This is a genomic window from Candidatus Poriferisocius sp. (assembly GCF_965208355.1).
Taxonomy (GTDB): Bacteria; Actinomycetota; Acidimicrobiia; order Acidimicrobiales; family Bin134; genus Poriferisocius.
Genome location: NZ_CBDBOM010000003.1, coordinates 2,064,868 through 2,077,726 on the forward strand (window position 1 = coordinate 2,064,868; position 12,859 = coordinate 2,077,726).

Here is a 12,859-nt window from a genome sequence, read left to right on the forward strand (position 1 = left end):
CGTCGCCACCCTGCCACAATCTCTTTCATGAACATCTGCGTCATAGACGTGGGCACCAGCAGCATCCGTTCGGCGGTGACCGACGGACACCGGGTGATCTGCTTTCGCCAGGAGCGCACCCCGCCCGACATGCCCGAGCCCGGGCTGGTGGAATTCGACGCCAATGAGATGGCCGCGGTCATCCTCCAGTCGGCCACCGAGGTGATCGACGAGGTGGGGGGTGTGGATGCCGTAGCCGTGACCAACCAGCGGGGAACCGCAATGGTGTGGGACCGCAAGACCGGCGAGCCAGTGGGTCCGGCGCTGGGGTGGCAGGACCTTCGCACGGTGGGCGAGTGCCTGGCGTGGCAGGCCGAGGGCCTGGAGATGGTGCCCAACGAGTCGGCCACCAAGCTGGTCTACCTGCTCGACCATCACGACCCCGATCGAACCCGCGACCTGTGCTTTGGCACCGTGGACACTTGGACGGTTTGGTGCCTCTCGCAGGGTGCCCACCATGTGGTGGACCCCTCTAACGCGGCCATGAGCGGGATGCTGAGCAATGACGGGACTCACTGGTCAGTCGAGATCGTCGACCTGCTCGGCGTTCCACCCGCCTGCCTGCCCGAGATCGTGGACTCCACCGGAGTGGTGGGCGCTGCCACTGCCCTGCCGGGGTCGCCTCCGATAGCCGGGATCATCGGTGACCAGCAGTCATCACTTATCGGACAGCGCTGCGTGCTGGAGGGGCTGGCCAAGCTCACCTTCGGCACCGGGGCCTTCTTGGACGTGTGTACCGGCCCGGGCAGGCCCATTGCCGACAAGCGCAGCGACCGGGGGACGTTCCCCATCGTGGCCTGGCAGGAAGATGGGGCCATCGTGTGGGGTGTGGAGGCCTTTATGATTGCCGCCGGGTCGAACATGAGTTGGCTGATCGACGACGTTGGCTTGCTGGCCGATGCCTCCGAGTCGACCGCGATGGCCGGCAGCGTAGACGACACCGGCGGCGTGGTTTATGTGCCGGCCTTGTACGGGCTGGGCACCCCCTACTGGGACTTTGGGGCCCGGGCCGCGCTGTTCGGCATCACCGGGGGTACCACCGCAGCCCACATCGTGCGGGCGGTGTTCGAGGGTGTGGCCCACCGGGCCGCTGATCTGCTCGAAGCGGCCGAGGCTGACAGCGGCTATCGATTCGAGCGGATCCGAGTGGACGGTGGGATGTCGCAGAATCCGGTTTTCAACCAGATCCTGGCCGATACCCTGGGCCGAACGGTGGAGTTGTGCCCGGTGCCGGAGGGCACGGCGCTGGGTGCGGCGGTATTGGCCGGGCGGGCGCTGGGCCAGTGGGCGAGCTGGCAGGAGGTGGCCGACTCCTGGACGCCCCGGGCGGTGGTGGAGCCGCAGGGAGCGGTAGACCGCGATCGCTGGCAAGAAGCGGTACAGCGGGCTGTCCGCTGGTACCCCGAGCTCTCCGACATCGGCCTTTAGGCATCGGCCTCGAAATTCCTCTCGCCTCGCAATGAGAGGGGCTGGCAGACTGGAGAAGACGGTGAGTCGGCCGGGTGGCCGCGGCGCCGAGGTCTCGGCCTCGGTGTCGAGGAAGGTCGGGACTCCGCAGGGCAACGGTGCTGGCTAACGGCCAGTCGGGGTGACTCGAAGGAAAGTGCCACAGAGAACAGACCGCCGATGGCCCGGATTTCCGGGTACAGGCAAGGGTGAAACGGTGCGGTAAGAGCGCACCAGGGGCCGGGGTGACCCGGCTCGCTCGGCAAACCCCACCGGGAGCAAGGCCAAGCAGGGGACACGGTGGCCCACCGCCCCTTCAGGGGCAGTCCCCGGGTAGGCCGCTTAGATGGATGGCCATCCACGGTCCGCCAGGACCCGGACAGAATCCCGCCTACAGGCCGACTCACCGTCCAGCTTGTTGGAAGACCGTGGGGCTCAGCGCCGTCGCGGCCGATCCCGGCTCATACGGGCCCTATCCAGCCGGCCCTGGGTGGCGAACAGGCGCAGGCGCTCCCGATCAGCCAAGCCGTAGCGGCGAAACGCCCAGGCCCCCACCGCCAGCCCGATCAATTCCAGCGTGATCAGCGCGGCCAACGGCTTGACTTCGGGGAGGTCGCCGCTGGCCACATCCACCCCGAACACCGGCCACCAGAACAGGTCGGTGCGCAGCCAAGCTCCATCCAGCACCAAGTACAGGAACAGCCCGATGGGCAGCCCCAGCCAACGGCGGCGGGCCAGCCGGCGGCCCCGAGTGGCCAGCATCACCGCCACCAGGACCACCAGCGGCGCCAACAGGGTGTGCAGCGCCCACGGACCACCGGCCAGCTGCTCGACCATAGGCAGTACCGAGCCGAGCATCACCATGCGGTAGTCCAGCGCCGGGCTGTCGAACACCAAGGCCACCAACACGAAGCTGAGGGCCAGAAACCAGAAAAACACCGGTTGGCCGTATGGTCAGGTCCGCACCAGGATGCGGCCGCACTCCTCGCAGTGGCAAAGCTCATCGGCGGGTGCGTGGCGGATGCGGTCGAATTCCATGGCCGATAGCGCCAGATGGCAGCCCTCACAGGTGCCGTTGCGGAGTCGGGCCACTGCCACGCCGCCCATGCGAGACCGCAGGGCCTCGTAACTTGCCAGGGCCGTCTCGGGAATTTCAGCAGCCTCGGTCGAGCGGGCGGCGGTCTCCTGGTCGATTTCGGCCTGCACAGTGGCTTCGGCTTCGGCCAACTGCTGTTGGGCGGAGACCACTTCGGCATCGGCGGCCTCAAGGCTAGACCCCAAGGTCACCACGTCGGACTCGATGCCCTCAATCGCCTCCATCAGCTCCAAGGCATCGCCTTCCATGTCCGAGCAGCGAGAGCGCAAGCCGTCCACCTCTTCTTGGAGGGTCAGCAGCTCTCGGGTTCCGGTGACCTCTCCGGAATACAGCCGGTCGTACTCCTTCTTCCTCCGGTCTTCCAAGGCAGCCAACTCATCCTCGTTCCGCTTGAGGTTCCGCTGAAGCTCCAGCTGCCTTATCTGCAATGCCTCCCGCTGGTTCACGATCTTCTTGCTGTCCTGTTGTCGGGTGGCCAGCGCGGCCCGCTCGGGCAGCGTGTCGAAACGGTGGCGGAGCTGGTCGATCCGAGTGTCGTGATCCTGCACCGACAGCAGGCGTTGGAAGTGATCGTCGCTCACAATGCGATCTTAGGGTCAAGCTTCGGGTTCAGACACCGTGCCCGGATCAGGATCGTCAACGGGTTCGGACTCGACGTCGGTTTCAGGCTCGTCGCCGACGTCGGCCGGAAGATCTGTACCGGTCCCCTCCCCCACGCAGGTGTCGGCGACCCCGTCGTCGTTCGAGTCCAGGGGGAACTGTCCTTCGAGACATTCCACGGCGATGGGCGAGGGGGTCCCGCAGTACAGCGGGATGGGATCTCCGCCCTCCACCGCGAACTCGCTGAAACCGCAGGGCTCGACGCCTTCTGTTAACAGCAAGTCCACGCACGCGTCGTGGGTGCCGTCGCCGTCGGTGTCCACCGGCACGATGATCGGTACGACCACCGACGGGTCCTCGGGCAACAGCGGCGTGGCACACGGGACGCCCACGGTGAACACGTCCTCAAGCTCGATCAACTCGCTAATCCGAGGCTCTCGGGGGCAACCCGGGAAGTCGACCACTTCTAGGCCCTCGTGATAGCTGGTCATGAACCGGCCCCAGGCCGCCGCCGGATAGGAGCTGCCGGTCACCTTGCGCATGGGAATTCGCTCATTGGGGTTCCCCAGCCACACCGCAGTGGCCAGATGGGGGGTGAAACCGACGAACCAGGCGTCGGCCGACTCCTCGGTGGTGCCAGTTTTGCCCGCCGCGACTTGCTGGGGCAGCTGGGCCCGGCGCCCGGTGCCATTGACCATGTTGTTCTCCAACACGTCGGAAGCCCAGCATGCCGAGCGCTCCGACACCACTCGCTGGCCCGACAGTTCATGGCGGTAGAGCACGTTGCCCTCGCGGTCGACAATCTGCTCGATGAAGTACGGCTCGTAGCGGATGCCCCCCGTACCGATGACTCCGTAGGCCGACGCCATGTCGATGGGGTGGACCTCCTCTGAACCCAGCGGCAGCGACGCCACCGGCTCCAGCTCGGTGGTGATGCCCATCTTGGATGCGGTTTCGACAACCGGTTGAATCCCCGCCACCCGGCCCAGCCGCAGGAAGGCGCAGTTGGAGGACACTCGGATCTGGTCGGTGATGGTGTCCACCTGCCCGGGCGAGCTGGCGAAATTGTTGGCCACATAGGGATCGGGTACACCACCGGGGTTGGGGATCTGGCAGGGGCCCCGACCGCTGATCCGGTCGCTGGGCTGGTACCCCTGCTCGAACAAGGTCATCATCACGAAGGTCTTGAACGCCGACCCTGGCTGGCGGGAACCCTGGGTGGCCAGGTTGAATTCCTCCTCGTCTTGGGCGAATCCCGGTCCGCCCACCACCGCCCGCACCGCTCCAGTGTCGGGCTCGAGAGCGGCCAGGGCCATAGTGGCCTCCACTCCACCGTGCTCGCCCTCGTTGTATTCGGCCAGGGTGGCGACCACCGCGGCCTCGGCCTGCTGCTGAGCGACGGGATCGAATGTGGTGTAGATGCTGAGGCCGCCGTTGAAGATCAAGTTGAAGCGATCCTCGGCGCTCCCCCCCAGATACCGGGGATCGTCCAAGAGCTGCTGTTTGACCTCTTCCACGAAATAGCTCTTGGGGGGCAGCTCGATCTCGTTGACCTCCTTGGGCAGTGGCTGGAGGTGGTACGCGTCGGCCTGCTCTTCGGTGAGGTAGCCCAGCTCGGCCAGGCGGTTCAGCACGATGCGCCGCTGGCGCAGGGCCCGCAGGGGGTTGTTGATGGGCTCGTTGCTGCTGGGATTGCTTATGAGCGCGGCAAGAAGGGCCGCCTCCCCCCATCCCAGATCGGCGGCGTCGAGCCCCCAGTACACCTCGGCCGCGGCCTGGACCCCATAGGCGCCCTGGCCGAAATACACCGTGTTCAAATACAGGTTGAGGATGTCGTCCTTCTCCATCTCCTGTTCCAGGCGCTTGGCCATCGCCATCTCCTGGAGCTTGCGCTCGGCCTCTACCTTGTTGCCCACCACCAGGTTCTTGATCAGCTGCTGGGTGATGGTGGAGCCGCCCTGGGTGATGCCCCCGGCCCCCACGTTCTCGAGACCAGCCCGGAACACCGCACTGAGGTCGACGCCGGTGTGCAGGTAGAAGTTCTCGTCCTCGATGGCGATCACCGAGTGCTTGACCTCCTCGGAGATGTCGTCGAGGTCGACCAGCACTCGGTTCTCCACATAGCTGAAGACGTCGATGATCTGGCGGTTGGCGTCGTAGACGTACGACCGGATGGCAAGCTCATCCAGGCTCACGTCCTCGGTGAGGTTCACCTCAACCGGGGTGGACTCCCACGACCTCAGCACGTCGGCGGTGGGGGGCCAGACCACGAACAATGTGGCGGCCAGGGCCAATGCCAGCATGGGCATGAGCACGGCCAACCGGAACAGGTGGGACAGCCACCTCAAAAAGTCCTTCACCAGACCCCTAGGTTTACCGGTCTCGCTACAAACATTGGACTCACGCGGTCCGCATATGTACCCAGACCCCCAACGCTACCGGCTGAGGGGTAGGGGCAGGTGCGCGCTCAGTAGCTGCCGCCCAGCTTGGTGTGGTCCCAGCTGATGACCTTCTCGGCTTTGACCACCACCGCGGTGCGCTTCAAGGCCATGCTCTCGGCCGCTTTGGACAGCATCTCCCGGTCGATTTCGGGGTTGTTGCGGTCCATCACCTCCAAGGCATAACGGTGGACCACCTCGGGATCGGTGTGCAGCTCGGCATGGCCGTTGATCGCCACCCCGCGGAGCTTGTCGTACTCCAGGCCGTCTTCCAGCAAAAGGGCGATGCGGCTGTCCCGCTCCAGGTTCTTGATCTTCTGCGACTTTGTATAGGTCTCGAACACGATGTCGCCGTCGACCACCGCAAACCACAGGGTGCTCAGGTGGGGAGTCCCATCCTGGTTGAGGGTGGCCACTTGGAGGCTCTTCTGCTCCTCGATGAAGACGTCGAGCTCTTCGGGGGTCAGGCGGATCTTGTCGCGTCGCTTAGCCATGCGCTCAGCTTCTCACACCACCTGGCGAGGCGGTCATTCGTCCAATAGGGCTCGGGCCCGGCGGGCGAGCGGCTCATCGATCATCTGGCCCTCGAAGGCCACCGACGCCTCACCCCGGGCCTGGGCGGCATCCCAGACGGCCAACAACGCTCGGGCCCGCTCCTTCTCCTCCGGTGATGGGGAGAAGCTCCGGTTGGCCAGGGGCACTTGGGCGGGGTGAATGCAGAGCTTGCCGCTGTAGCCGATGGAGCGCCCCACGGCGGCGTCAGCCAAGAAGCGCTCGTCGTTGCCGAACGCCGTCACCACCTGGTCGAGCACCGGAACTCCGGCCAGGCGGGCGGCCAGTGCAACCTGAGAGCGGGCAAAGAGCACCTCGAGGCCGTCGTCGGTGCGCACACCCCCCATGTCGGTGATGAAGTCCTCGGCACCGAAATAGGCAATGTGAACGCTGGGGTGCTCCAAGACATCGCCAACGTGGGCCACCCCAGCTGCGGTTTCGATCCCGGCTAGCAGCAGGAGATGGTCCCGGCCCGCTTTGGTCAAGGCCTGTTGCACCGCATCGACTTGGGCCGCGCTCTCAAGCTTGGGCACCACTACCCCGGTCAACTCCTCGCCCAGTCCGTCAGCAACATCGCCGGCGAACCACTCGGTGCTCGGCGGATTCACCCTCACGAATATGGCCAGGTCGGGGCGTAGACCGCGCAGGTCGACCGTCGCGTCGCGAGCTTGGGACCGGGCCTCGGCTTTGGCTGAGGATGCCACCGCGTCTTCCAGGTCGAGCACCACGCCGTCGGGGCTGCTACGGGGCAGCTTGGCGCACATGTCAGGCCGGCTGGCCGGGGCGAACAGCAGGCTTCGAATCCGGGGAAGCGAATCTTGAAGATGGGATGTTTCAGCCATGCTGGCTCCGGTCGGATGCGGAAATCGTCCAATGCGGCCGATTGACCATGGTCAGAAGATATTGGGCTCCGTGAGCCACCACCACCATCCTGCGACGGCGACCGCTCCCGCGACCAAGGCGACAAAGAAGGCCCGCTTGGCCAGCTTGTACAGAAACACCAGCGTGGCCAGCACGGCAACCACCACTGCCAGGACGGCGAGTTGAGGATTGGCGGTGGCGAAATCGATCAGCTCGGGGGGAATGTCGTCGCGCACATTGGGCGGCAAGCAGTCGAGGGCGCTTTCGGGAATCTTGTCGATTACTCCGCTGCGAAGATCTTGCAGTAGATCGGGGTCGACGCAGTCCAGCCCGTCGGGCAGCACTTCGGTCTGACCCAGCAATTGCATCCTGACATTCTCGCCCGCCGGCGGGCCGATTCCGCGCACCCCTCCAGCACCGGGCAAAGTATGGAGATGCACGTCCAGCTGATGATCTCCGCCGACTGCCACGCCAGTGCACTGCCCGACACCTACCGGCAGTACCTGGATCCCGGCTACGACGATGCCTACGACCAGTGGTTGGGCGACACCGAGATGAAGAACAAGCGCAAGGCCGAGCACACCGGCGCCGCCATCTACAGCGACCAGGCTCTCGAGGAGTTCGGCGAAATCGAGGAAGTGGCCGCCGGCGGAGTCGATGGGGGCTGGGACTCGGTCCGACGGCTGCGGGAACTCGAGGCCGATGGGACCGTCGCCGAAGTGTTGTATCCCGGCGCGGGCGGCCCGACCGTCACTCCCTTCGACGTTGGGCTTATGACCTACCAGTACGAGCAGGACCCGGCCCTGTGGCTGGCCGGTTGCCGGGCTTACAACCGCTGGCTGGGCGACTTCTGCAATGACGCTCTCGGGCGCCGTGCCGGGGTGGGCCTGATCACTGTCGACGACATCGACACGACCGTGGGCGAGATCCAGCAGATGCGCGATTTGGGACTGTTCGGTGGCGTTCTGCTGTGCAGCGGCACGGGGGACAACCCCCTGTATAACCATCCCCGGTACGACCCGGTGTGGGCGGCCTGCGCCGATGAGGGACTGCCGGTTCACACCCATTCGGGCTGGACCCCCAACTACGGCGACTTCACCGGCTCGCTGGGCATCTTTCTCACCGAGATTTCTTGGTATGCCCACCGCCCGTTCTGGCTGCTCATGTGGTCCGGCGCCTTCGAGCGCCATCCCGGCCTGCGCATGGTGATGAACGAACAGGGTTCTACTTGGGCTCCGGCGACGCTCGACGAACTGGACCACTTCTACGAGCTGCGGATGTTCGACCAGCTTCGCCGAGACCTCCCGCTCAAGCCCAGCGAGTACTTCCGCCGCCAGGTGTACCTGGGTGCGGGGTTCACCGACGCCGACGAGGTCGACGTGGTGGACCGACTCGGCGCCGACCATCTCATGTGGGGCTCCGACTACCCCCATATCGAGGGCACCTGGCCGAACTCACAGGAGATGCTGAACCAGCAATTCGCCGAGAGATCCGCCGACGAGATAGCCCGTCTCGTCGGGGGCAACGCCGCCGACCTCTACGGATTCGACGCGGATGCCCTTTCGGCTCTCAGCTCGGAGTTGCGCTGATTGAGCCTTGTTGTGGCGGGGAGCTGACCCCAGCTGCTATTGCAGATCAGCGAGCTTGACCAGTTTGGGCTCGATGCGCTCCACCGAGCCGGTGGGCAGGAAGAACCTCCAGAAGATGCTGCCGGAGGGGCGGCCCTCGGTGTCCAGCCAGTTGTACACGCCGGGATCCTCGTGGGCGATGACCATCTTGAAAGTGCCGTCGGCCTCCAGGGTGGTGTTGGCCCGGTTGCGGCTGGTGGTGCGGTTGCCGTAGTCGTAGGTCTGGCCGGCTGCGGTCCACAGGCACACGTTGCCGAACTTGCACTCCGGCCACCGCCCGGTCATCACCAAGGCCTCGTCGGGGGCGAGCACGTAGCGGCCCATGGTGTAGTAGGCGTCGAAGGCGGCAAAGCCCATGGTGCCGGGCGGCTGAGGGTCGGGCAAAACGTTGGGCTCGCGGCTGACCCACGAGGGCAGGGGGTACGTGCCGGGAATCGGCTGCTGAAGGGTCTTGCCCAGCACATGGTTGGACACCCGGCCGATGGCCGCGGCCACCGTCTCGTCGTTCCACAACGTGGCCGGCCCCACCGGCGACAGGCACTCGATGGCAAGGGGAATGTGTAGCGACTCATCGGCCGCCGAGGGCTTGGGCACCTCGAAGTAGTGGCGGGTGGTGATCCGGCCCGCATCGGGGGGCAGGTCCAGCCAGTTCCGGTCCCGCGGCTCACCGCCGAGGAACACCTCGTAGTTGCCGTCGGCATCGACGTCGATGTCGTCGTCGTTGAGCACCCCGCCGGTGCCGGTGGCATATCGCCCCTCAGATGTGCCCAACTCCACCGTGAACGACGTGTAGACCGCTCCGACCAGGTTGCCGGAGACCCGATAGATCAGATCGCTTCTGACCGGGGCCTCGAAATACACCGCATCGGCATTGTCGCCGGTGAACTTGCGGGTAGGCGACACGATACGGCGCCACACCGGCCGTTCCGGGTCGAACTCGGCGTGGGCGAACAGCGCCGACTGGAGGATGTGCAGCACCAGGCGATGGCTGTCGGCTATGTCCTGCTCGCCAGACACCCCCCACTCCTCGCCACAGAAGCGTTCACTCACCTGTCCCAGGGCGTCCACCATGTCGGCCCACGCGGCTTGGGTCTTGGTCTGATCTGCCATAACGATCTCCCCCTTGGCTTTCGCCGGGACGATATCGCGGCAGCCTCAACCCGCCACCATCCACCAAACCGTCACCCCCCGTAGATATGGTCGCACCGTGAGTTCAGCCCTCGTGGACACGGCAGTAGGCACTGCGATTGACGCCGATTCGGCCTCAGCCTCCCTGGCGCCGCCCCCGCTCCCCATCCGCGTGATCCGCAGCCCGAAGCGCCGCAAGACGGCTGCGGCCAAGGTCCAGCCCGACTGCATCGAGGTTCGGGTTCCCGCCGGGATGACTCCCGACGCCGAGGCCGAGATGGTGGCCCACCTGGTAGCCCGCCTCGAACGCAAAAGGGCGGCCGAGGCCGGCGGGGTCAACCTGGCCGAGCGGGCCACCAAGCTGGCCCGCCGCTACGGACTGCCTCAGCCGGAGTCGGTCACCTGGGCCGAGCAGAACGACCGCTGGGCGTCGTGCACCTCTTCCCAGGGAACCATCCGCATCTCCACCCGGCTGGCCCGAGTGCCCTCCTGGGTGCTCGACGCCGTCATCGTCCACGAACTGGCCCACCTCTCTGTGCCCAACCACAGCCCCGCATTCTGGGAATTGGCCAACCGCTACCCCCGCCAAGAGCGAGCCTCCGGCTTCCTCGAAGCCATGTCGGCCGGCCACTCCGACCCCTGCCACACCGTCTAAGCCCTTCGCAAAGCTCAATCACCGCACGCCCTGGCCCGGCGTTCTGATCGCGAATCATCAGCGGGAGTGGGGCAGACTGAGGGCCGATGGGCGAGCGGATCTTCTATGCGGCCAGCGTGCACGACGAGGCCGAGATCGACGCCGTAGTAGAAGTGCTGCGGAGCGGGGCGGGGGCGCTATGGCCAGGGCGCAACGTCACCGCCTTCGAGTGGGCGGTGGCCGAGCGGTTCGGCAAACAGCGGGGGCTCATGTGCAATTCGGGATCCTCGGCGCTCTACTTGGCAGTGGAGCTGGCCGACCTGCCGCCGGGCAGCGAGGTGATCACCGCGGCGGTGACCTTCTCCACCGATGTGGCCCCGCTGGTGCGAGCTGGGCTGGTCCCGGCATTCGCCGACGTGGACCCCGACACCTACCAGATCGACGTCGAGTCCATCGAGAGCCTCATCAGCTCCGAAACCCGAGCCATCTTGGCCCCCAACCTCATCGGCAACGCCCCCGACTGGGACGCCATCCGAGCCATTGCCGACCGTCACGGGCTGTTCGTCATCGAAGACAGCTGCGACGCCTTGGGCCCGGTGCTTCGGGGAACCCCCACCGGCACCCGCAGCGACCTGACCGTCACAAGCTTCGCCTCCTCTCACATAATTACCTGCGCGGGCAACGGCGGGATGGTGCTGCTCGATGACGAGGACCTGCGGGACCGTGGTCTGCTGCTGCGCCGCTGGGGGCGCCGCTCCGAGCTGCACTTCTACGGCTCCAAGCGCCAGGACCGGAATTTCTGGGAGGACCTCGACGGCATCCACTACGACAACCAGTTCATCTTCGACGAGCTGGCCTGGAATTTCGAGCCTTCCGAGATCGGGGCCGCCTTCGGCCGCCAGCAGCTCGACAAGGTTCCGGCCAACTTCGCCCGGCGCACCCGCAGCTTCGACCTCTACACGGAGTTCTTCTCCGCCCACGCCGACCGCTTCCGCCTCCCCCGCCAGACCGAGGGGCTGGACACCGCCTGGCTGTGCTATCCGCTCACCATCGCCCCGGACGCCGACTTCGTGCGGGCCGACCTGCAGGCCCATTTGGACGGCAATGGAGTGGACACCCGCACGGTGTGGACCGGCAACGCCACCCGGCAGCCGTTTATGGCCGGGGTGGACTTCCGCCAGCCCGAGGGCGGTTTGCCCCACGCCGACGCAATCATGGAGCGAGGTGTGGTGCTGCCCATGAACCACTCCCTCGACGACGAAGACATCGGCTACGTGATCAGCCTGATAGAAACGTTCCTGACCACTACCTGAACCCCACCATCAAGGAGAACCCCCATGCGCGGCGCCGTTTTGCACACCAGTCCCGGCGAACTTGTCGTTGAGAGCCTCACTGTCGACAAGCCCAATGCCAACGAGGTGCTCATCAGCACTTCCCATGCCGGTCTGTGCCACTCCGACCTGCACTTCATGGACGGTCATTGGCCGGTGGCGGAGTCAATGGTGATGGGCCATGAGTCGGCCGGTGTGGTGGCCGCGGTGGGCGAAGATGTGACCTATGTGAAGCCCGGCGACCACGTCATCACCTGCGTGTCGATGTGGTGCGGGGTGTGCCGTACCTGCCTTCAGGGCAAGCCCTACCTGTGCCTCGACGCTGACTCCATGCGCTCGGGCCGCCCCACCCCGTCGCTGCGGTTCGACGACGGCCGGGGCTGCATTGCCTTCGCCGGATTGGGCTCGTTCGCCGAGGAATTGCTGGTACATGAGCGGGCGGTGGTCAAGATTCGCGATGAAATGCCCTTGGACCGGGCCGCGCTGATCGGCTGCGGAGTGACCACCGGGCTGGGCGCGGTCATGCGCACTGCGGCGGTGCCCGCCGGCTCGAGCGTGGTGGTGATTGGCTGTGGCGGCATCGGGCTGTCGGCCGTGCAGGGGGCCCGCATCGTAGGAGCCACGCCGATCATCGCGGTGGACCTGGTGGCCTCCAAGCTGGAAATGGCCCGTACCCTGGGCGCCACCCACACCGTGAACGCATCGGAGACCGAACCGGTGGCCGCCGTCCACGAGATCACCGGAGGCGGCGCCGACTTCTCGTTCGAGGCCATCGGCCTGACGGCCACCGCCGAGCAAGCCTGGGCCATGATCGGCATCGGCGGCACGGCCACGGTCATTGGGATGCTGCCCATGACCAGCCAGGTGACCATCCCCGGCGGAGAGATCATCCTGAGCGAGAAGAAGCTCCAGGGTTCGCTGATGGGCGGCAACCGCTTCCGCTTGGACATGCCCAAGTTCATCGACCTCTACCTCGACGGGCGGCTCAAGCTGGACGAGATGGTGTCGGCCACCATCGGCATCGACGAGGTGAACGACGGCTACGCGGCCATGAAGGCGGGCGAGACCCTGCGCTCGGTCATCGCCTTTTGACCGTCTCCTCCCCT

12 protein-coding genes and 1 other RNA gene are annotated in these 12,859 nt (G+C 66.0%); 6 read left to right on the forward strand and 7 right to left on the reverse strand.

What is annotated here, in order from left to right; translation table 11 throughout:
• Positions 1 to 27: 27 nt before the first annotated feature.
• Together ACOGXH_RS10885 and rnpB are read left to right on the forward strand one after the other, a co-directional pair.
• A complete protein-coding gene (locus ACOGXH_RS10885) occupies positions 28 to 1,467 on the forward strand; it encodes an FGGY family carbohydrate kinase (protein ID WP_419929131.1) in 1,440 nt (479 codons plus the stop codon).
• Between the two features lie 62 nt (positions 1,468 to 1,529).
• Positions 1,530 to 1,895, forward strand: an RNA gene (rnpB, locus tag ACOGXH_RS10890) — RNase P RNA component class A.
• Positions 1,896 to 1,920: 25 nt separating this feature from the next.
• Here rnpB and ACOGXH_RS10895 read toward each other — a convergent pair.
• The 6 genes from ACOGXH_RS10895 to ACOGXH_RS10920 all read right to left on the reverse strand — a co-directional run bounded on the left by ACOGXH_RS10895 (position 1,921) and on the right by ACOGXH_RS10920 (position 7,400).
• On the reverse strand, positions 1,921 to 2,424 hold the full coding sequence (locus ACOGXH_RS10895; protein ID WP_419929132.1) for a hypothetical protein: 504 nt from the start codon (positions 2,422 to 2,424) through the stop codon (positions 1,921 to 1,923).
• A gap of 15 nt (positions 2,425 to 2,439) precedes the next feature.
• Entirely contained in the window at positions 2,440 to 3,162 is a 723-nt protein-coding gene (locus ACOGXH_RS10900) for a zinc ribbon domain-containing protein (protein WP_419929133.1), read from the reverse strand.
• A gap of 15 nt (positions 3,163 to 3,177) precedes the next feature.
• Positions 3,178 to 5,541 (reverse strand): transglycosylase domain-containing protein, encoded by a 2,364-nt coding sequence (locus tag ACOGXH_RS10905; RefSeq protein ID WP_419929134.1) that lies wholly within the window; start codon positions 5,539 to 5,541, stop codon positions 3,178 to 3,180.
• Positions 5,542 to 5,648: 107 nt separating this feature from the next.
• The gene (locus ACOGXH_RS10910) at positions 5,649 to 6,113 is read right to left on the reverse strand and encodes a pyridoxamine 5'-phosphate oxidase family protein (protein ID WP_419929135.1); all 465 of its coding nucleotides are present in this window, start codon (positions 6,111 to 6,113) and stop codon (positions 5,649 to 5,651) included.
• 33 nt (positions 6,114 to 6,146) lie between these two features.
• Positions 6,147 to 7,013 (reverse strand): HpcH/HpaI aldolase/citrate lyase family protein, encoded by an 867-nt coding sequence (locus ACOGXH_RS10915; protein ID WP_419929136.1) that lies wholly within the window; start codon positions 7,011 to 7,013, stop codon positions 6,147 to 6,149.
• Positions 7,014 to 7,064: 51 nt separating this feature from the next.
• Positions 7,065 to 7,400, reverse strand: a complete 336-nt coding sequence (locus ACOGXH_RS10920) for a hypothetical protein (RefSeq protein WP_419929137.1) — start codon at positions 7,398 to 7,400, stop codon at positions 7,065 to 7,067.
• 66 nt (positions 7,401 to 7,466) lie between these two features.
• Here ACOGXH_RS10920 and ACOGXH_RS10925 point away from each other — a divergent pair, with 66 nt between their 5' ends.
• Positions 7,467 to 8,621 (forward strand): amidohydrolase family protein, encoded by a 1,155-nt coding sequence (locus ACOGXH_RS10925; protein WP_419929138.1) that lies wholly within the window; start codon positions 7,467 to 7,469, stop codon positions 8,619 to 8,621.
• Between the two features lie 36 nt (positions 8,622 to 8,657).
• On the opposite strand, the gene ACOGXH_RS10930 is transcribed toward ACOGXH_RS10925, so the two are convergent.
• Positions 8,658 to 9,770, reverse strand: coding sequence for a DUF1214 domain-containing protein (locus ACOGXH_RS10930; RefSeq protein ID WP_419929139.1), 1,113 nt, complete (start codon positions 9,768 to 9,770; stop codon positions 8,658 to 8,660).
• A 97-nt stretch (positions 9,771 to 9,867) separates the two neighbouring features.
• Here ACOGXH_RS10930 and ACOGXH_RS10935 point away from each other — a divergent pair, with 97 nt between their 5' ends.
• From ACOGXH_RS10935 to ACOGXH_RS10945, 3 genes are all read left to right on the forward strand, one after another.
• On the forward strand, positions 9,868 to 10,443 hold the full coding sequence (locus ACOGXH_RS10935; protein WP_419929140.1) for a M48 family metallopeptidase: 576 nt from the start codon (positions 9,868 to 9,870) through the stop codon (positions 10,441 to 10,443).
• Positions 10,444 to 10,529: 86 nt separating this feature from the next.
• Complete coding sequence (locus ACOGXH_RS10940; RefSeq protein WP_419929141.1) at positions 10,530 to 11,735, forward strand: DegT/DnrJ/EryC1/StrS family aminotransferase; 1,206 nt, start codon at positions 10,530 to 10,532, stop codon at positions 11,733 to 11,735.
• Positions 11,736 to 11,759: 24 nt separating this feature from the next.
• Positions 11,760 to 12,845 (forward strand): Zn-dependent alcohol dehydrogenase, encoded by a 1,086-nt coding sequence (locus tag ACOGXH_RS10945; protein WP_419929142.1) that lies wholly within the window; start codon positions 11,760 to 11,762, stop codon positions 12,843 to 12,845.
• Positions 12,846 to 12,859: the final 14 nt, after the last annotated feature.